Source organism: Bradyrhizobium sp. STM 3561 (assembly GCF_045571455.1).
Lineage (GTDB): Bacteria > Pseudomonadota > Alphaproteobacteria > Rhizobiales > Xanthobacteraceae > Bradyrhizobium > Bradyrhizobium vignae.
Map to the genome: position 1 here is coordinate 401,644 of NZ_CP120695.1, position 19,461 is coordinate 421,104.

The window sequence follows — 19,461 nt, forward strand, 5'->3', positions numbered from 1 at the left end:
AGCTGACGCACATGGATGTCGTTTGGGGAGAGATTTCGCAATCTGTTGCGCTCACGATCGAGCTCGCCAGCGTAACGACCGGGATCCTTCTCACGGTTGGAGTGCCCCTCGCTTGGTGGTTGGCGCTTTCGAAGACTCTCGCAAGTGAGGCGGTGGCCGCGTTTATCGTTTTGCCGCTGGTGCTACCGCCCACGGCTCTCGGCTTTTGCGTAGTTGTTTTGCTTGGCCCCCACGGACCGGGTGGAATTATCGCGTCTTTCTGGGACGAGCGCACGCTGTCCTTTACTTTCGCAGGAATCGTGGTCGGATCGCTCCTGTCGGCGCTGCCGGTGGTCGTGCAGCCGATCCGTAACGCCTTTGTTGCGATGAGCGATTGCCCGTCGGAAACGAACCGGCGCGTTTCGCCGCTGCATGCCTTCGTTGCCGTGAGCGCGCCGCTGGCGCGACTGGAGTTTGTTAAAGCCGCGCCCTGGTTGGCTTTTCTCATACGATCGGCACATTTGGCGTCGTGATGACGATTGGCGGCAATATTCCGGGGCGCACCAAAGTGCCAGCGCCGTCTAGTGTTCCACCGGCACGCATCGAAGAATGCATGAGAGCTGGTTCGCCGGGAAGCAGGTCGCTCTCACGGCGCGGAGGGCAGGTCGGAAAGCATCTCGCAAACTAATACGGCCGGCAAGATGGCGAAATCATGCTGCCCAACCTTTGGCGACGGCGCGAAGGCGGCGGGAGAGGCGACTTAACCGTCGCAATTGCAGGGCGCGGATGTCTCGCTTTGGCCCCGGCGCTAGGGGCTGGGCGAGCTTCGGCGCATGTTGCGGTGCGCGACCGTTCAATGAGGCCTTCGCTCTCCTACTCTTCCTCTTCCTCTGGTTCGGTGCGCTGAAACCAGGACCCAGGAGGGAATTTGGCAATAAGATTGGCAAAGCTGGACTGTGGCTCCCATTGTTTCCTTCGCTCTTCTCGAAAGTGATGACCCCGTTTGTGCGTAAAATAACGTGGTCCTTGGATATTACAGTTTACTAACAGCAGAACGCGCCACAGATCACCTTTCTGGGTCGGCTTGTCATTGGGCTTCGGTAAGTAATCAACTACAGCTTCAACGATAGTGCATCGGCCTTGCCGAAGAAGATCGCCGAGCCGGCCTTGGGAGGTAGTCACAAAATTGAAGTTGGACAGATCATGTAGAAAGCGAAGGTTTGCGTTCCTTTCGCCATCTACGACTTCACTGGCGATCAACGAGAGTGCGAGCGCGTGCCAGCCCAATTCCATCGGCTTCGCATAGGTTGACGCAAGTTCAATCGTACCATCGAGCCCGACTTTCCAGGCGATAACGTACTGTTCGTCAGAGTTTCTGTTCTGGTGCTTGGTCCACGAAATGAAAACGAAGTCGTCTTCGCGAAGTTCAAGTTCAGCGACGCCCCACATTTGAGGGACGAACTGTGCCACCTTCGCGACATTGGAGATGATTTGTTCTACCGTCTCTCCATCTTGCGCCCCCCAAGCTGACCTGAATCTCTCGATAAGGGGGCTGTCGATCGAGCGAATACGGCTGCTAATGGCTGGCCAGGCGAGGCAGATCAGAAATGTACCTAGACAAATCCATAGCAGGCGTCTTGCAAACCTTCTCTTCATAGCCTCGGCCCCGCTCTTTCATCCAGAGACTTAGGCAGCACGTGCCTTTGAACCTGCTCTGAGTGAGAGCAATGATTTAGCGACGACACGATGAGGCTGTTCCCGCAAGCGCACGCGGCCTATGTCACGTGCCACTAACTTCCCTGTCAGCGACAGCATTCAATTGGCTGATGGACGTGCCCAGCAGGAGCAGTCTGGGCATGCTGACGGATTGCATTCTTCATGCCAAAGCAATAGGCGGAAATACGTACTGGTTTTCGTGCCTTCTTGTCGCTTATCCGACGTGCGCGTGTTTCGATGTTTCCATTCGGCTGATCGGCCGCAGCTTGGGCACCTTATCCTGCAGCGGAAGAGGCGAGCATCTCGGGCGGATGTCTGACGGAGCCTGGAGCGCCACTGCCACGGTTTGAACCGTGTGCTTCGCTATCACGGTTTTCGCTCGCCGGCTTCGCATCGACCAGCAATGGATGGGTGCAGTCCTATGGCTAGCGCTGCGTTTGGCCCCCGATCCTGTTGGACGATGTAGTGCGGCCGAAGCTGATCGCCGTGGAATGGTGGCGCTACGCGCAGTCACTAACGAGAAAGCCAATGAAGACGATGTTGACCGGACCGGTGACAATCCTGAATTGGTCGTTTGTTCGCGATGATCTTCCTAGAAGCGAGGTCTGTCGTCAACTTGCACTCGCAATCCGAGACGAATTCCGCGATCTCGAGGATGCCGGTGCAGCCATGATCCACATTGACGAACCCGAACTCCGCGAAGGTACTAACCATTGCGCCGATCGGAGTGGAACGCATATCTCGATTGGGCAGGAGATTGCTTCCGCATCGGCTCGTCCGGCGTTAGCGATCACACGCAAATCCATACACATATGTGCTACTCGGAGTTCAACGACATCATAGCGGCGATCGCCGCAATGGATGCGGATGTAATATCGATAGAAACGTCGCGCTTAAAAATGGAGCTGCGGGACGCATTCACAAAGTATAGATATCCAAATCAAATTGGACCGGGTGTGTACGACATCCACTCTCCACGCGTTCCCGGGACGAGCGAAATGAAGGAGCTGATGGTGTTGGCTCTGGCGCGTTTGCAGAAATCGCAGCTGTGGGTCAATCCGGACTGCGGCCTAAAAACGCGCACATGGGAGGAAGTGCGACCCGCGTTGGCCAACATGGTCGATGCCGCCCGCGAGCTGCGCGCTGCATCCTATCCGCAAAACCATTGATCCCGAGCTTGGGTCTGTTGTTGACAAAGTTAATTCGCTAGTGGCCATTTTGCGCGCTCCACAATGTCGAGGCAAGCCTTCGCCGACAAAAGTACCCGGCCCTTGATGGGCCGGGGATGGAACGGCGGCCGATGAAACGCGTCGCGTTATTTTTGCGGACCGAGGGAGAATAGCCGATGGTTCGATCAAAGAGTCCGGAAAGGCAATTCGTCCTCAAACGCACGCCAATGGTTGTGCAGATGGAAGCTGATATCTAGGCAGAACTCGACCGGACGCTACGAGCCGAACACGCCCGGCCGAGACATTTCTCGGTCAAAGCCCCGTTTTTGCATGAGGTGCCTACGAGGCCCCGGCCATCGGCCCAAAGCAGCGGGCGATATGACAGGTTCGACAAGGATGATCGCGCTCCTTCGAGGCAACAGGACCTTCAGTCCCGCGGCCTGTTCTTGGGGGAGCGGACAAACCCCTTTAGATGCTAATTGAGGCAGATCAAAAACTCTCGCCCCGAAGTGGCAGTAATGGTCAGGCGAATCCAGATCGAGAGAAGACCATGCCTTCATTTAGCGTTCGGTTTATCAAGACCGTTTGTGACGACGCCGGCGGCGAACACCGTGCGTGCTAGGCAGCGCTCGATGTCGATGCCGCCTCCCTGGGGGGGGTAGGGGAATCGCATATGGTGCTGGCAGGGTGTTGCCAAGCGGTTGGAACTGGATTCTTTGGGTGTCTCTCGATTCCAGAGGGAGACCTGAATGCGCAAGCTCAAGCGCCTGTTTCGACCGCTCAAGGACCCGCGCGCCAGCAACACCCGACATGATCTTGTGGAGATCCTCGTCATCGCCTTGGCGGCGACGCTGGCTGGCGCCAAGACCTGCACCGAGTTCGAGTTCTTTGGCCAAGGCCGCGAGGAGCTGTTGCGGCGCTTCCTGGAGCTCAGGCACGGCATTCCGAGCCACGATACGTTCAGCAACGTCTTCCGTGCGCTGGATCCGAAGGGGCTGGAAGCGGTTTTGCGCAAATTCAGCAAGAGCTTCGGCATCAAGGGGTGGTCAGCATCGACGGCAAGGCGCTGCGCGGGGCCTACACGCGGGGCCGGCAGGCCACGCCGCTGCATATGGTCAATGTCTGGGCCGCAGGCACTCGCATGGCGCTGGCTCAGAGAAAGGCTCCCAACCGCAACGAGGTTGCCGGGGCTCTCGAAGTTCTCGCGCTGCTCGATCTGGACGGGGCTCTTGTCACCGCCGATGCCTTGCATTGCCGGCCCGATACCGCGCAGGCCATCCTCGATCGGAAGGGGCACTACGTGTTGGCCATCAAGAGTAACCGTGGCCGGCTCTTCAAGGCCGCCAAGACGTTGGTCGATACAGCCCGAAAGCCCGCGCGAGCGAGTCAACGAAGAGCCACTGCCCACGGTCGCGTCGAGCGCCGGCAGGCCATCGTCGCGCCGGCTCCTCAGTTGGCGAAGCAATACGACTTCCCCGCTATCGCCGCAGTCGGTCGCATCGACAGTTGGCGCGCCAACTCTGGCAAGGCCGTCAAGCACACGGTCCGATACTTCCTCGCCTCGCGCTTGCTGTCGGCCAAAAAGCTGCTCGAGGTCGTGCGTGCTCACTGGAGCATCGAGAACAACCTGCACTGGGTTCTCGACGTTCTGTTCGACGACGAAGATGCCTGCCGCAGCCGCAAAGATCACGCCGCCGAAAATCTCGCCCTCATCCGCAAGCTGGCCATCAATACCCTGCAGGCAACGCCCGGTCCTGCCCGCATCAGCCACAAAATGCTCCAAGCCAGATGGAATAATGACTTCCTTCTCTCCGCCCTCGCCCATATGCGATAGCCCTACTGGGGGGGGGGGGCCGCTCAGCCTGCTCCCCCGAGCTGGCTCGATCCTTGAATAGAAACGCCTTCAAGTCGTCCCGGTCCGCGGATCTTTGGTGGGGGATTCCATTGCTTTACGCGCGACACAGTGGTCGAAGGTGGCCCAGAGGATTATTTCGACTGCCGACGTACACGTATTCGTCAGTTTCTGGCGCGACGATCGCGACACCGTTGTTGGGGCCGATGGCGAAGATTGGGTCGCTAATCCTGATCAGGCATATGATCCATGGAGTAGTTGCTAGCTGCAAAAAATCGTAGGGCCTGCTCAACAGGGCCACCAATTAGCTGAGGCCTCCGATGCGTTCTGCGCATCACAGCTCGTTTCGATTGCGCTCTCAGCAGACGTAGGTGGGACGTGAGTGCTTACATTTTGCCCCACCGTGGAGCATCCTTTGGCTGTCCAGCGACTTTAAAGAAGACTGTTGCTTCGATGTCACCAAATGAGTGAATGAGCGATCTACGCTCGTGTCAAAAGAGAGACGATATGTTCGATATCTATCTGAATCGAAGACATCTCTTGGTCGTCCCGAGAGGCTTTGCGATCCCCGCGGGATTGGGCGGGAATTGGAAGCGAAAGAAGCGGGCGGTTCGTTCCGTGAGCGACGTCATTCGACATGATGTGCAACAGCGAGGCTACCACCGACGTCGTCTGATCCCAAATCGGCGGAAGCCGACAGTTGAGACCGTGACACACTCTTAGACGGCACCCCCATGCTGCATCGTTCTTCGGAACACTCTGGGGAGGGTGTCTCAGATACCGTCCAAAGCGTTGGTTATCGCACCGGAAGCAAGCGGTTGTCGTGCATTAAGGACTTGAGGAAGACGACTTCTTTTGAAAGGCTGCGCGCGGCTCAAGAGCTTACCTCAAGTTCATTAATATGGAGAGTTTATTTGAGTCGATGGCGAGCGCGTGAGTTTTCAACTGTCCATTCTGAAAATACTTGCCGGCCAGCCACACGGTCGGGCGAGCATCGAAGTCGTTAAGCAGCATTTGGCTATCTATTATAGCAGCGGCCCGGAGTGGCCGGCTCGTATGAAGCGCATCGCAAGCCGCGCACCCCAACTCGATATTTTTGGCCAGAGGTTGATCGAGCGGGAGGCTGGATGTTGGATCATCAGCGAGGAGGGAAGAAAATATCTTGAGACACTCGAACAGCTAGATCGGACTGTCATGCAAGCTGAGGTCTGGCGAGAGAACGCGCAAGAGCCGATAACTGATCAGCCGCCTCCTTTGACTTTGCAGCTAGGAATGAACGTGGGCAAAAGGCGCCCCGCAAGCGATTGAGCGTAGGTAAGCCGCCATCGGCTTAAAGGCTCGTGGCTCATTATCTTGCCGATTGATTGTGATGTACTTCGCCTAGATCGCGAGGTTCGATTTAGGGCCGTCTCTGGTGTGATGACGTGGTTCGAGGCGACCAGCAGTTTGCTCAATTGAAACTCAATGATGGAAATTCTCGGGTCAGCGTGCACATTACCTGATCGAGAAGATCGGCCGAATCTGATTCTCGCCGAACGCATCATGTTCAGACATGAGTTAAAGGCCCTTGAGGTAGAACCTGTCGATTTGTTGGAGGCGTCACCTAGCGAGGCCTCTGCCTGTCTTGTGAGCGTTCGGTGTCCTGACCGGGATCTGGCTTCCGCACGAAGCCCATTTATACGGCTTTAGCATTGTTGAAGGATAGTGTGGCTCATTCAGCAATACATCTTCTCAACCGCGCATGGCGCGATCACTTGCAGCTGGGCTGCATGCTGCCGATCGAGCTCGACCAGCAAGCATTTAGTTTAGTGGTGTCAGCAGGCGTCAGCTTTACCGGTATTCATCACTTCAGTCGGGCCTATCGAGCAGCTACGGTCTTCTCGTTATATGCGTTGCAAAGGCGAACTTTACAAAAGGCACAGAATCAAAGCCAGGGGGTTTCGTGCCCCTCACCTCTGCGGCCCCAATAAGCAATCATCGCCGGACCTTCAAACACAGCGACGTTCCGTTCGCGCTCCGAACGTCCCAGGTTGGAGCTGTTCAGCTTCATAGCGACGTTCATTCCGGAACGTGTCGGTCTTCATGCTTAGATTCGAACAGTAATAAGTCGATTGGGAGGCATTCAAATAACGAATCTCTCAGCGCCGCGGCCGTACGAAGTTTACAGTTCCAGAGCTTCATTAGATCCGGACGCTTTCGACTCATGATCGAGACTATATGTAGGCGTGACAGCCTATGTCGACGTCTTTTTACGATCGTCTCGCAGAGAAAACCGTGTTACAAGCCACGCCTCTCAAAAGGAGCATACATCGTGAAAAAAGCAACCAAGAAACGCGTTAAGCGACGCGAGTGGACGAAAGCAGATATCAAGGAGCTCAAAGTCCATTCGAAGGCCAGAACGCCGGTAGTCAAAATTGCAAAGATGACCAAACGGAGCGTCGGTGCGCTCCGCCAGAAGGCCCTAAACCTCGGAATTGGACTCGGACATCAGCGATAGCGTTGGGTGACGCCGGCAATGGCGCGGTAGGGCGGCTTGCAGGCTGCCCTCAGCGCCACAGAAATTTGCCGAGACTAGCTTTACCCATGAACGCCCGAGCAATCTCGTCTGCATCAGCAGAGTTGCGGCTAAGCGCTTGTTGATCGGATAATCTAGTGGTTCATCACAGTGGTTTTGATTCTTTGGTGGCAACTGGATAGGCGCGACCGAGTTTGGCGCGGGCCTTGTTGGTTGTGAACAACCATTTGATGCGGTCTCGCGCCTTGTTTCGCATCCGTTGCCATGCTGCGATCTCTTTTCGAAGCCTTTTGGGATCGTCGATGCGGCGGCCGAGACACTGGCGCTGCAGCACGCTGATCTCGCACTCGACCATGTTGAGCCAACTGGCGTGTTTTGGGGTGTAGTGGAATTCGAGGCGGCGCAGGATGCGACGGGCCTCGGCAGGCGCAAATGCTTGATACAGTGCGCCGGCGGTATGGATCGACAGATTGTCCTGCACGACACGGATGCAGGGGGCATCGGGATAATGGACGTCGACGAGTTCGCGCATGCATTGTGCGTAGTCCACGGCGGCGCGGTGGTCTGTAACCTTGACGTTGCGCTAACCGCGATGCGGATCGAAGGTGACGAAGAGATTGACGGTACCGTTGCGGCGATATTCGTAATCGTAGCGCTCGCGCTATCCCGGTTGGGCAGGGATCGGCTGGCGTACCTCGCCGATCAGCTGGACTGGTCTCGTCGAAGCAAACCAGGGGCCGCTCGGGATCCGGCGCCTCGGCGTAGAGATCGAGCACATCCTCCATCCGGGCGACGTATTCGTCGTCGACATGAGGAATGCACCACATATCCCGGCGCCATGGCTTGAGGTCGTTCTCGGCCAGCCGGCGACGCACGGTCTCGCCTGACAGGCTGTCGTGGCCGGTGAGCTTGACCATCGCGTCGGCCAGCAATGTCAGCGTCCAGCGTTTGCGGCCGGCGGGCGGCTTGGCGCATGCCGTCGCCACCAGCAGGGCCTCCTCCTTGCCTGTCAGCTTGCGTTCCGCGCCCGGACGCGGCTCCTCACTCAAGGCCCGCTCCAGATTGCCTTCTACGAAGCGGCGTGTGGTCCGGCCGACGGTGGAAAGGCTGACCCGGACGGTTCGGGCAATCTCCGCGTCGCAGCTGCCGGAATCGGCCGCCAGCACAATCTGAGCCCGTTTGAGTTTGCGGGCGGAATGCGTGCCGCCGCCGAGCATCGCCGTCAGTTCGTCCCGCTCGGCTTGGCTCAATTCGACCCGATAACGTACATTCATGCTTCGCCTCCTTGTCGGAGGCCGGGACGAATCCAGCTATGAGTCAAAAATCAGGCGCGCACTTCACCGAGAAGCAGGGACACTATCTCGCTTTCATCCATACCTACTCGTACATGTTCGGACAGCCGCCCGCCGAGGCTGACATCCAGCGGCATTTCCGCGTCAGCGCGCCGTCAGTCCACCAGATGATCGTCACCCTCGAACGCAACGGCTTCATTCGTCGTCAGCCCGGCGTCGCACGAAGCATCGAGATCCTCCTGCCACCCGAAAACTTGCCCATCCTCGAATGGCTCGGTATCAAAACGTCAAAACCACTGCGATGAACCACTAGTTGAATTTTGGATCAGATCCGTTATTCCAACCCTTCTTCGCGTTGGTCAAGTAAGGAGCAACGTTGCATGATCCGCTAACCCAAATGCACGGTGCGGTTTGGGGGAGTAGGCTTGTGTAAGACAAGCCGGCCGGAGCTATAATCAAGTGTATTGACCGCGGACGGGCCACAGGAAGTTGGGTCGGGATCGCTTCCCCTTTGACAGAATTGCTGGGTCCTTCCAAGTGTGATATCCGCGATATGAACGGCGTCTTCGCCGCAGGCAAACTTCCGTATAGTTCTTTCCAACCTTCCCATATCGGCGATCAATGTTCGTGCAATTGAGCGCTCGCTTGATTTCGTGTAGCTCTCGAGCAATTAGCAAAGCGATGCCAGTTAAGTCTTCCGCAGTCCGGCCCAATTGATTGAGCGACTCCCAAGGCGTGAGGGTATGAATCGTCGTCGGTTTCAGACTTTGTACGGAAGTAGCCGCTCTCAAGAGCTCCTCTGGCTGGCTTTGCTTCGCCCAGTCGAGCTAAAGCCGACGGTGGGCTCTCTTCAAGCACGAGTGTCTGAACGATGAGCGGACGTTCTGGCCGTTCACCTGCGGTGTGTTTTCTCCTCGGTCTTCCACGATCCGGAACCACACTCCTGGCGCATTTGCTCCAGCATCATCCAGACATTGTGGCTCCCCCTGAGCCCTGGTTAATGCTGGCGCTTGAAGCATTTGGCTGGGTGGATTCTTGCCATCCGGCGGGGAGCGCACTGATTGAGGCCGCGACCTCTCAATTCTTGGGGCGGATAAATCGCACGGCGACCAGCCGCGCTTTTGCGGATGCAGCATACGATCAGTATCTCGCAGAAGCGGGCAAGCGGATCATCTTAGACAAGACACCACGATATTGGACGGCTCTTGAGTTTCTCGATTCGGTCTACCCAGAAGCGCCGCATATCCTTCTGATGCGCAATCCCCTATGCAATCGCCGCTTCCTTGAAATCTACGTGGGGCATCCCGCTGCGGGCAGAAAGCTCGCATACTATTAGCGTCTCCAGTATCGTCGATCTCATGCTCCGCATGCCCGACGTGATCATATCCTCCCTTGCCGATTTAGTTCTGGGCCTTCCTAGGTTAGCTGCGCACCGCACTCGCCCGCAGACACACGTGGTGCAATACGAAATGCTCGTGGCGCACCCTGACGAGGAAGTTCGGCGGCTGCTGGCGGCGCTCGAGTGTGATCCAGCGGCTTTCACATCTGCGGACATGAAACAAGCAGATTATCTCCGAACCAGCAGCTTCGGAGACCGAAAAATACTAGAGCGAACCACCATCGACCAAGGCTCTGTTGAGGCATGGCGATCTCAATTGAGCGTCGAAGAGATGCAAACAATGACCAATCTGGTCGGCGCCGAGCTTTTTCTAGAACTCGGATATGAGGAGGAACTGCTACACGCCCGAAAAGCCGGAGTTATGGACACGGGAGAGGAGGTAACTGAACGCTATCGGCGGATATTTCGGACGTGGTGGGTTTCCAGACAGCAAAGAGGGGAGCGTTATCGGCCTCGTCTCACGCTGAAGCGCCAGTCCACACCGCCTGGAATGTCTCGGACAATCGCGACGCGGCTATCGAAATGTTGCGGGACGAAGTCGCGCGACTGGAGCGAATCCTCAATATCGCCTAATGTAGTCCGAGTGCTTGCAATCAAAACACGCTCGTTAATTTTGCCAATCCCATCAGGGACCACAGGGGGCAGCGGCGGAATGCAATACGCTTGCCACGTCTTCAAGTCTTCTCATGAGTAGAGGGTAGTGGGTCACACAAAGCGGATACCGGCTGGGCGCTAATGCAATAGTTATCGCGTTTTCGCTTGAAATAGATGCCCTTTTGCTTAAGCGACCGTCACTGCCGCCCATGCTGTCAATTTAACGACCGCGGCCTCCATGGAGATCTTGATCCCAGGTTCGTCAACGCGCCAGTGAAGGTCGCACTGATGGATTGGCTACCCTGATCCATGTTGAGGATATTTGGAGTGCCATACTTCGCCGCCGCCTCGTCCAGAGCCGCCACGTCACAACGCACGGCTCTCTGTCTTCTGCTGCCCCGATTGGATCCCTAAAAGGACGTCCCTGTCCTCAGGTGACAAGTCGCGAGTGGGAGCCACTATTCCATGCGTCATCCTGCAATGGAGGTGAAAGGAGCATCTGTTGATATTTCGTAGTCGGCCGCGAAGCGCAGCTCGCGGAGCGGTCGGCCCCACTTAATCGACTGCTGGTAGAGATCGTGCGCTTTGTACGCCGCGAGCTCCATTTCGCTGTCGAATTCACCATAGACCACGATGTCGATATCGTTGCCGAGCTGATCGGTCTTGCGGTTGCGGGCAACCTCAAGCCGGCGCGCATGTGGTATCGTGGTGAGAAGCGAAAGACCGTCCATGATCTGGTCGTAACGCGCCTCTTCCTTGGCGCTGAAGAAGACGATGTGACGAATCATGGCCATTCCTGGAGATGTCGCTAGCTGGTGCCATAACTATCTGGGAATAGAGGCCGTTGCAATGAGGCTAGGCGCTTGCCACATGATCGTCGCTTGCGATCGTCGGCGATCCGTAATGAAATTTGCCAGAGTTGCTCAGGACGCCGGAAGGGCAAGGCGCTCAATGGTTTGAATGTGCCGCGTAAGCAGGTTACAGGCTTGATCTAAGTTGCGCGTTCGCAAGGCTTGCAGAATCAGGCGGTGATCTTGATTGGACCGCGGTCGCCAGCCCACTGATCGCGCCATCGCGAACACCAATCTCGAATTGGCAAGCTGCAGTCCATCAAGGCTCGCGAGCAGACGCGGCATTCCGCAGGGCGCGATCAAGGCTTGGTGAAAGGCGCGGTTGGCCATCTCAAATTCCTCGACCGTCTTTGCATTATCTCCTTGGATCAAGGCGAGCTCGATTTGAGTCAAATGACCTATTGTGAGCCTTGGCCCCGAATGGCGCAATGCCACCACCTCAAGCGCAGCTCGCATTTCAGCGATCTCTTTCACTGAGCGGGTATCGAGCGGGGCGACCCGAACACCGCCACGTGGCACAGCAACAACAAGATGTTGCGCCTCCAGCTGCCGAAATGCCTCACGCACGGGGACGTGGCTGGAATTGAATTCTCGTGCAACATGATCCTGGCGGAGTGGCGCGCCTGGCTCTAAGGCGCCGCTGATAATGCGCTCAGCGATTGAATCCGCGATGCGCGCGACCGTCGTCATGTTGTCAGTAGGTGATCATAGATTATCTACCGCAATAACCGATGCATTTGTGAGGCAACTCGATTAGCATCTCTTCGAGAGCAATGACGATAGATAATTGACGCGATTATCTACAATTGAGCGAGATGGTTATGGATGCTGCCGCGCAAGCCCAGCGCAAAGAAACAGGCACCGATGCGCAGGTTCGTTGTCATTGGAAAGTCGAAGAGACTAATCTTACTGCGTCACGGGTTTCTATGCGTGCGTGAAGCGGCAATGGCACCGCAACAGGGACATCGCATCATCGTTTTGATGAGATCGTGGATCAGCCGCACGCGCATGGTTGCGATTGAGTTTGGCACATGGCGTTCAGGCCGCATGGGCGGAGCCTCTGGGTCTATAATTGTCGGGTAAGGAAGGTACCTGGACCGGCGCGACGGAACGAGGTGCTGAGGGGGAATCATCGCCTGCTCGGCGATCAAGAACCCGTAGGCCGCGATGCACAGAGTTGCGTGGTGATGGAAGCCGCGCCAACCGCGTCCCTCGTAGTGACCAAGCCCGACCTCCTGCGTCAGCTCCTGATAGTCGCGCTCGATGCGCCAGCGCAGCTTGGCCAAATCGACCAATTGCTGGAAGCTGACATTCTCAGGCACCGTGGCAAGCCAGTATTTGGTTGGCTCTGCTTCGTCCTCTGGCCATTCGATCAACAGCCACTCCGGCGACAGCGTCTCGGGGATCAGTTTGTTGTACCCGACACGGACACGCACACGCGCAAAGCGCGAGGACAGCTGATCGGCCGAGGGTTCGCGCCAGTTCACCGTGCGCCAGGCCTGCTTTGGTAGACCGAGTGCCACTTTCTTGGCCGAGATCAGATCGGGCTCATCGCGGCGGCCCGTGTTGTTCATCGGCTTGTCCATCCGCCGTGGGCCGCTGCCAGGGGCCCACATCAAGATGGTCGGCACGATGCCGGCCACGTAAGGCACGCCCAACTCCGTCATGCCAGCGCGCAGCTGCGAGTCCCTGCCATAGGCCGCATCCATCAACGCGGCGCCGCGCGGCAGGCCGGCCTCGCAGGCCCAGCGGATCTGCTCCAGTGCGATCTGCGGCTTGGTCTTGAACTTGATCTCCTTTGGAACGCCCACCTTCTTCCGTCGGACACGGTCCTTGGTCCACTCCTGTGGCAGATACAGCCGATAGGCGACCGGCAGGCTGGCAGAGTGGTTGGCGATCGACAGCGACACTGCGACCTGGCAATTGGCCTGCTTGCCGAGTTGCCCGCAATATTGGTGGTGCACGCCGACCGAATGCTTGCCTTGCTTGGGGAATGACGTGTCGTCGATGATCCACGCCTCGATCGGTCCATTCTTCTCGATCGCCGGCAGCACCATCTCGCGGACCTTGGCCAGCACGTCCTCATCTGACCAACCCGCGTTGGCAACGAAGTGCAGCAGCGACTGGTGCTGTGCTGCCGTCCTTGCCGGAGCCGTCCGCGCCGCCATCGGCTCAACGCTCTTGCGCTCACCCGCAACATAAGGCCTGTGCAATAGTCGCGCAGCGGCCTCGCCCGCTCCGCGTGACCAATCACGCTCCCAAGCCCCGCGACATACGACGCGAACCGCGCTTCGCTCTGATCGAGATCCATCTTGCCTCCGCGCGCCAAAGATTGAATCTCCTCAATACTTGATTCCCAGCCTCAAGGACTGCGACCGCTTGACTCAGTAGGGCTAAGGCGCTCTACGACCTTCCTTTTGCCGACCTGATGCGTCAGGCGCAGTGCACTCATCGCAAGAACTTTGATCCAAACCACGTTGAAACTGCGAGCCTGCTCAGCATCAAGACCGGCGGCTGTCCGGAGGACTGCGGCTACTGCTCGCAAAGCTCCCATTACAAGACCGGCCTGAAAGCCACTCGTCTAATGCGTTGCGCGGATGTGGTTGCGACCGCGCAGCGCGCGAAGGATGCAGGCGCCGCGCGCTTCTGCATGGCGGCGGCCTGGCGCACGCCAAAAGATAGCGATCTTGATTCCGTCTGCGACATGGTCAAGGCGGTCAACGGACTCGGCATGGAAACGTGCGTCACGCTCGGCATGCTGATGCCGAAGCAGGCCGCACGTCTCGCCGAGGCCGGCCTTGACTTCTACAATCACAACGTCGACACATCCCCCGAGTTTTACAGCAAGATCATCACTACCCGCAGCCTGCAGGACCGCATCGATACGCTGGCGCATGTGCGCGATGCCGGCATCAAGATCTGCTGCGGCGGGATCATCGGCATGGGCGAGCAGGTCGAGGACCGCCTCGGTATGCTCGTGCTGCTCGCCAATCTCCCCCGCCATCCCGAAAGCGTGCCGATCAACCTATGGAACAAGACCGAGGGGGTGCCGGTGGAAGACACCGCGGAACCTCCCGACCCGATCGCGCTGGTCCGGCTGGTGGCGACCGCGCGGATCATGATGTCGCGGAGTGTGGTTCGGTTGTCCGCCGGGCGGCAATATGACGGATGAATTGCAGGCGCTTTGCTTCTTGGCTGGCGCAAATTCGATCTTCATAGGCGACGTGCTCTTGACCACCAAAAACCCGAGAGTTGATCGCGATGCGGATCTGCTGGCCCGGCTCGGCATCACGTCCGGGCTCGCCGGAGGGAAGCAGTGCGCGCAATATGTTGCCCCTACATCCAGCCTAGGCGAGAAATGCAGATAACTTTGATGAAGGGCAAAATCCATCGCGCCTCAGTGACTGAAGCTGATCTGCACTATGAAGGCTCGATCTCGATAGATCGTACGCTCCTGGAGGCAGCAGGAATAGTGATCAACGAGCGCGTCGAAATCTACAATGTCGAAACTGGAACGCGCTTTGCCACCTACGTGATCGAGGCGCCGCCGAGGTCTGGCACGATAAGCCTGAACGGTGCGGCCGCCCGACTGGCGATGCCCGGAGACAAGATCATTATCGTTGCATATGCCTCATTCGACGCGGCCGAAGCAAAGATATTCAAGCCACGCATTGTGCGTGTGGACCGAGACAATCGCATCCTGGCAAGTTGAGCCTCAACGGCCATCCTTCCTTCTTCAGCGGCCAACGGATCTTTTACGTGACTTGATGCGATCTTGGGAGAGATGAATGCGGTCAATCCAAACAGCTAGACTTAGTCCCTACGTCGCAGCGCTGAAGGCCTTGAACGAAGATAAACGGCGGCGCGACTCAGGCCGCGCGTGGGGATCGATTTCGCATCCAACGACTATCTGGCGCTCGGGAGCGCCCCGCGCATCAAAGAGGCGATGGTCGCCGCGCTCGAGGCGGGCACTCCGGTTGGCGCCGGCGGGTCGCGGCTTCTGCGCGGCAATTGCGAGGAGCATGAACGGCTCGAAACGGAAGCGGCTCAGTTCTTTGGCGCGGAGGCGGCGCTTTTCTTTGGAGGCGGCTACATCGCAAATTTTGCCCTCCTGACAACGCTGCCGCAGCGCGGCGATCTGCTTGTTCTCGATTCCCTCGTGCACGCCAGTATTCACGAAGGGGCGCGAGCCGGCCGCGCAGAGTACCGAGTTCACGCGCACAATGATCCCCAGTCAGTCGAAGACGCAATTCGCGAGTGGCGAACCAATGGTGGAGCGGGCCGCATCTGGATTGTGGCCGAAAGTCTCTACAGCATGGATGGCGACTTCGCTCCACTCGAAGAGCTGGTGGCAATCGCCGATCGCCATGACGCGTTTCTGATCGTCGATGCGGCTCATGCCACAGGTGCTTACGGGCATCAGGGACGAGGGCTCACGGCTCCTTATGACAGGCGCGACAATCTCATCGTCGTTCATACCTGCGGCAAAGCGCTCGGTGCGGCGGGTGCACTTGTTACGGCCTCCGGCATCCTGCGCGATTTCATGGTCAACCGCTGCCGTCCATTTATTTTTACTACTGCCCCATCACCATTGATGGCCGTTGCCGTTCGAGAGGCACTCCTCATCTTACAGAAGGAGCCGGAGCGGCAGCAACGGCTGGCCAAGCTCGTTGCGTTCGCGCATCGGCAGATCACCTCCCTTGGTTTGCACACGCCGTCGACCTCTCAGATCGTGCCGTATATCGTCGGTGACAATGCTCATGCAATGCGAATTGCCTCTGCTCTGCAGGCGCGCGGCTTCGACATCCGCGGAATTCGGCCGCCAACCGTCCCAGCAGGCACCGCCCGTTTGCGAATTTCGTTGACGCTCAATGTTGGGGAAGCGGACGTGTGCGCAATGCTCGATGCGCTTGTTGAGGTGACGAGGGGGTCGTTTTGATCAATAATCGGATCGTCGTGACCGGTACGGACACCGGGGTCGGCAAAACGGTATTTTCCGCAGGACTCGCTGGCCTGCTCGGCGCGAATTACTGGAAACCGGTCCAGGCTGGACTCGAACAAGAGACCGATTCCGAGTGCGTCTGCCGCCTCGGCGGCCTCTCGTCCGATCGCATTGTCCCGGAGCTCTATCGACTTCGGACGCCCGCCTCGCCCCATTACGCCGCGGAGATTGACGGCGTTCGCATAGACACAGAGACACTTGGACTGCCGGACATGGGCGAGCGGCCACTCGTGATCGAGGGCGCCGGCGGGCTCATGGTGCCGTTGGCAGCGCGCACTCTTTACATCGACATCTTCGAACGCTGGCAGCTTCCCGTCGTGCTTTGCGCAAGGACGGGACTAGGCACAATCAACCACTCTCTGCTCTCCATAGAGGCTCTGCGGAAGCGTCAGATTCGAATCCTTGGAATTGCGTTCATTGGCGAAAGAAACGCAGAAACTGAAAGCGCGGTTTGCGAGATCGGGAGAGTGCGTTGGTTGGGACGGCTCCCGTGGCTTGATCCCCTCACGAACGATGGGCTGCAGGCCGCTTTCAAAGTCTCCTTTGTTGGCAGTGATTTCCTGAACCTATGAAGATGGCCAAGAGGTCGCCGATCTGGCACCCGTTCACGCAGCATGCTCTACAGCAGGACATGACGAAGGTGCTGCGGGGAGAGGGGGCTTATCTCTACACCAAAGATGGCCGACGCCTTATCGATGCAATCTCCTCCTGGTGGGTCGTGACCCACGGCCATTGCCATCCACGCATCGTGAACGCGATCCGAGAACAGGCAGGCAAGCTCAACCAGATCATCTTCGCTGGATACACTCACGAACCGGCTGAGCAAGTTGCGACGGAACTATTGAAGGTGACGTCCCCGGCGCTCGAACATGTGTTCTTCTCCGATAGCGGGTCAACCAGCGTCGAAGTCGCGCTGAAAATGGCGCTTGGCTACTGGTACAATACCGGAAGACAGCGAACCCAAATCGTGGTGATGCAGCACTCGTACCATGGCGACACGATCGGGGTGATGTCGGTAGGTAGCCGAGGCGTCTTCAATGCGGCCTACGGGGCGCTGATGTTCGAGGTGACCTCGATTCCGTTCCCGGCAACAGATCGTGAGCAAATAGCGCTCGATGCGCTTGAAAACGCCTGTCGAAACCAACATCCCGCAGCCTTTATTGTGGAGCCGCTAATATTGGGTGCCGGTGGAATGCTGATGTATTCTCCCTCGGTGCTAAGGGAGATGAAGCGGATCTGCGAAGCCTTCGACGTCCTGTTAATTGCCGACGAGGTCATGACGGGCTGGGGCCGGACGGGTAGCTTATTTGCGTGTGAGCAGGCCGATGTCACGCCCGATATTGCCTGCTATTCGAAAGGCCTCACGGCTGGGGCGCTGCCGCTCGCCGTCACACTCTGTCGTGCCGATATTTTCGATGCGCATTATTCGGAAGATCGCAGGCGTACGTTTTTTCATTCGAGCTCATATACGGCCAATCCAGTGGCCTGCGCCGCCGCCAAGGCCAATCTCGACCTATGGCAGGATCAGGACTATCGCCGGCGGGTCGCATCCTTGGCCAAGATGCAAGAACGGGCACTCGCGCCATTTTGCGACGATTCACGGTTCGCAAACGTCCGGCGCACAGGAACAGTCACAGCGCTTGAACTCAACACGAGCGATGCCGGCTATCTGGCGGACATCGGGCCGAAGCTTTTGGCTTTCTTCCAATCGCGGAATCTGCTGTTACGCCCGCTTGGTAATACGATCTACGTGATGCCGCCTTACTGCGTGACGGCGGCCGATCTTGATGAAATCTATGCTGCCATCCGCGACGCTGCTGACTTGCTGATGTGAGGTGCATCAGTGCTGCAATCGTCTGCTGTGACAGGGTCTTGCAAGGCGGAAGCGTCCGTATTGCTGCCGTTTGATAATGCAAGGGGGATGCAGCGCCCACGGCTCGCAGGCTGATCCGCTTTAAGCAGTTGCTTTACTCGCTCCTGATCCAACTGCCGCAGCAATCCTGCGGACTAGCCATGAGACGCGCAGCATTTGGCCGAAATGCCGGGGCGAATTGCCGTAATCACGGCGGAGAAATCCATTATCTTGAGCTTCTCGGCGAGGCATTCTGCGAAAATTACTGCTTCGTGAGGCAGCCGCAATCGCTGCAATCACAGTCAGGCTCTTGATGGCTGCAAGGCCATTGAGACGGACCGTCGGGCGGCCGCTCCTTTGGTGCGATCGTGGTGCCGCGGTGAGAGGGTAGCGGGGCTTCCCAAGTGAATGTCTGACAGGAGGCGAGAATGCACATTGGCTTCCGTAATTCACTCGACCATTCAGCCACATGCTGCGCGATATGCGGCGGAAAGTTTGGGCTGATTCGCTATTACTGCTGGCGAACGGCCCTTTGCTCCAAGAAATGCGTCAACCGCTTCAAGGCGCGGCGGGAGGCCGATCAGAAATGGCTTCGATGGTTGCGAGCGGCTTAGGGCTAGACCGAGCTGTGGGTACCGCCCTGGTCAGACTTGTTGGGAATTCGATTCGCCAGCGCGTGGACAATCAAGTGACAGAAACATCGGCAAAAATAATCGACTTCAGGACCTACAGGGCCGGCAGGCTGGCGCGGTCTGAGCGCGTTCCCGACGACATCTACTCGGCCGCCGTTCTCACTGCGCTTACAACGGCCTGTCACCTCTGGACGTTCCTGGCCTGGGATCCGTTTGCATTGCTCGGTGCGCCAGCGCCGAAGCAGGAGCCTCACGAGTACCCCTAGGGCAGCAGACGCGGAGATGTGCCCCTAAAGACGAAGCCTCTCGCTGCGTGCATCTGCAGCGCGCTTCGGTCGAGCCCTCACCGTTTGGAGACACTGCGATCAGCCCAGAAACGCGTGCGGATGGTGGCCCGTCGCGAGCGCCGCTCCTCGATCGAGGGCTGAAACTGTACGGGAAGAACGAGCCATCGGGTGGCGAAAGGGCGATGAGGAAGGTCTTGCCCGATGGTTGCGCGACCATTGGACTGTTTTTGCGTTGTTCTCCAGTTCTGGAGAACTAAGTTCTCCATCCTCCATGCCATTGACAGGTTTCTCCTGCGTTCTCTAGGAAGCCCCGAAAGTGTG

General features: G+C 57.8%; 12 protein-coding genes and 6 pseudogenes. 13 read left to right on the forward strand and 5 right to left on the reverse strand.

The window, feature by feature from the left end; translation table 11 throughout:
* Positions 1 to 11 precede the first annotated feature (11 nt).
* On the forward strand, positions 12 to 512 hold the full coding sequence (locus tag P6U28_RS01690) for a molybdenum ABC transporter permease (RefSeq protein WP_407121599.1): 501 nt from the start codon (positions 12 to 14) through the stop codon (positions 510 to 512).
* A gap of 340 nt (positions 513 to 852) precedes the next feature.
* Here P6U28_RS01690 and P6U28_RS01695 read toward each other — a convergent pair whose 3' ends face one another.
* Positions 853 to 1,635, reverse strand: coding sequence for a nodulate formation efficiency C protein (locus tag P6U28_RS01695; protein WP_407121600.1), 783 nt, complete (start codon positions 1,633 to 1,635; stop codon positions 853 to 855).
* 438 nt (positions 1,636 to 2,073) lie between these two features.
* Here P6U28_RS01695 and P6U28_RS01700 point away from each other — a divergent pair.
* The 3 genes and pseudogenes from P6U28_RS01700 to P6U28_RS01710 form a co-directional block, all read left to right on the forward strand.
* A pseudogene (locus P6U28_RS01700) lies at positions 2,074 to 2,864 on the forward strand (5-methyltetrahydropteroyltriglutamate--homocysteine S-methyltransferase); the annotation flags it as partial.
* A 749-nt stretch (positions 2,865 to 3,613) separates the two neighbouring features.
* Positions 3,614 to 4,698, forward strand: a pseudogene (locus P6U28_RS01705) (ISAs1 family transposase).
* Positions 4,699 to 5,649: 951 nt separating this feature from the next.
* Positions 5,650 to 6,024, forward strand: coding sequence for a hypothetical protein (locus P6U28_RS01710; RefSeq protein WP_407121601.1), 375 nt, complete (start codon positions 5,650 to 5,652; stop codon positions 6,022 to 6,024).
* Between the two features lie 1,352 nt (positions 6,025 to 7,376).
* Here the strand turns inward: P6U28_RS01710 and P6U28_RS01715 are convergent.
* Positions 7,377 to 8,505, reverse strand: a pseudogene (locus P6U28_RS01715) (IS630 family transposase).
* A gap of 38 nt (positions 8,506 to 8,543) precedes the next feature.
* Here P6U28_RS01715 and P6U28_RS01720 point away from each other — a divergent pair.
* The 3 genes from P6U28_RS01720 to P6U28_RS01730 all read left to right on the forward strand — a co-directional run bounded on the left by P6U28_RS01720 (position 8,544) and on the right by P6U28_RS01730 (position 10,616).
* Positions 8,544 to 8,828 (forward strand): LexA family protein, encoded by a 285-nt coding sequence (locus tag P6U28_RS01720; RefSeq protein ID WP_407121602.1) that lies wholly within the window; start codon positions 8,544 to 8,546, stop codon positions 8,826 to 8,828.
* Positions 8,829 to 9,394: 566 nt separating this feature from the next.
* Positions 9,395 to 9,859 carry a sulfotransferase family protein gene (locus P6U28_RS01725; protein WP_407121603.1) on the forward strand — a complete coding sequence of 155 codons (465 nt, stop codon included), beginning with the start codon at positions 9,395 to 9,397 and terminating at the stop codon, positions 9,857 to 9,859.
* 31 nt (positions 9,860 to 9,890) lie between these two features.
* Positions 9,891 to 10,616, forward strand: coding sequence for a hypothetical protein (locus tag P6U28_RS01730; protein WP_407121604.1), 726 nt, complete (start codon positions 9,891 to 9,893; stop codon positions 10,614 to 10,616).
* 370 nt (positions 10,617 to 10,986) lie between these two features.
* Here P6U28_RS01730 and P6U28_RS01735 read toward each other — a convergent pair whose 3' ends face one another.
* From P6U28_RS01735 to P6U28_RS01745, 3 genes and pseudogenes are all read right to left on the reverse strand, one after another.
* Positions 10,987 to 11,304 carry a Dabb family protein gene (locus P6U28_RS01735; RefSeq protein WP_407121605.1) on the reverse strand — a complete coding sequence of 106 codons (318 nt, stop codon included), beginning with the start codon at positions 11,302 to 11,304 and terminating at the stop codon, positions 10,987 to 10,989.
* A gap of 135 nt (positions 11,305 to 11,439) precedes the next feature.
* The gene (locus P6U28_RS01740) at positions 11,440 to 12,057 is read right to left on the reverse strand and encodes a GntR family transcriptional regulator (protein ID WP_407121606.1); all 618 of its coding nucleotides are present in this window, start codon (positions 12,055 to 12,057) and stop codon (positions 11,440 to 11,442) included.
* A 348-nt stretch (positions 12,058 to 12,405) separates the two neighbouring features.
* Positions 12,406 to 13,678: pseudogene (locus P6U28_RS01745) on the reverse strand (IS701 family transposase).
* A gap of 75 nt (positions 13,679 to 13,753) precedes the next feature.
* On the opposite strand from P6U28_RS01745, the pseudogene bioB reads away from it, so the two are divergent.
* The 6 genes and pseudogenes from bioB to P6U28_RS01775 form a co-directional block, all read left to right on the forward strand.
* Positions 13,754 to 14,735 (forward strand): annotated as a pseudogene (gene bioB, locus P6U28_RS01750) (biotin synthase BioB); the annotation flags it as partial.
* Positions 14,726 to 15,079, forward strand: coding sequence for an aspartate 1-decarboxylase (gene panD / locus P6U28_RS01755; protein WP_122405139.1), 354 nt, complete (start codon positions 14,726 to 14,728; stop codon positions 15,077 to 15,079). The pseudogene bioB and the gene panD, both read left to right, overlap by 10 nt.
* Positions 15,080 to 15,155: 76 nt before the next feature.
* Positions 15,156 to 16,306, forward strand: a pseudogene (locus P6U28_RS01760) (8-amino-7-oxononanoate synthase).
* Positions 16,306 to 16,941, forward strand: coding sequence for a dethiobiotin synthase (gene bioD / locus P6U28_RS01765; protein WP_407123186.1), 636 nt, complete (start codon positions 16,306 to 16,308; stop codon positions 16,939 to 16,941). Before P6U28_RS01760 ends, bioD begins: the two are co-directional and overlap by 1 nt.
* Positions 16,938 to 18,203, forward strand: coding sequence for an adenosylmethionine--8-amino-7-oxononanoate transaminase (locus P6U28_RS01770; RefSeq protein WP_407121607.1), 1,266 nt, complete (start codon positions 16,938 to 16,940; stop codon positions 18,201 to 18,203). The genes bioD and P6U28_RS01770 overlap by 4 nt, the downstream gene beginning before the upstream one ends.
* Before the next feature lie 706 nt (positions 18,204 to 18,909).
* A complete protein-coding gene (locus tag P6U28_RS01775; RefSeq protein WP_407121608.1) occupies positions 18,910 to 19,119 on the forward strand; it encodes a hypothetical protein in 210 nt (69 codons plus the stop codon).
* The last annotated feature ends 342 nt before the right edge of the window (positions 19,120 to 19,461 follow it).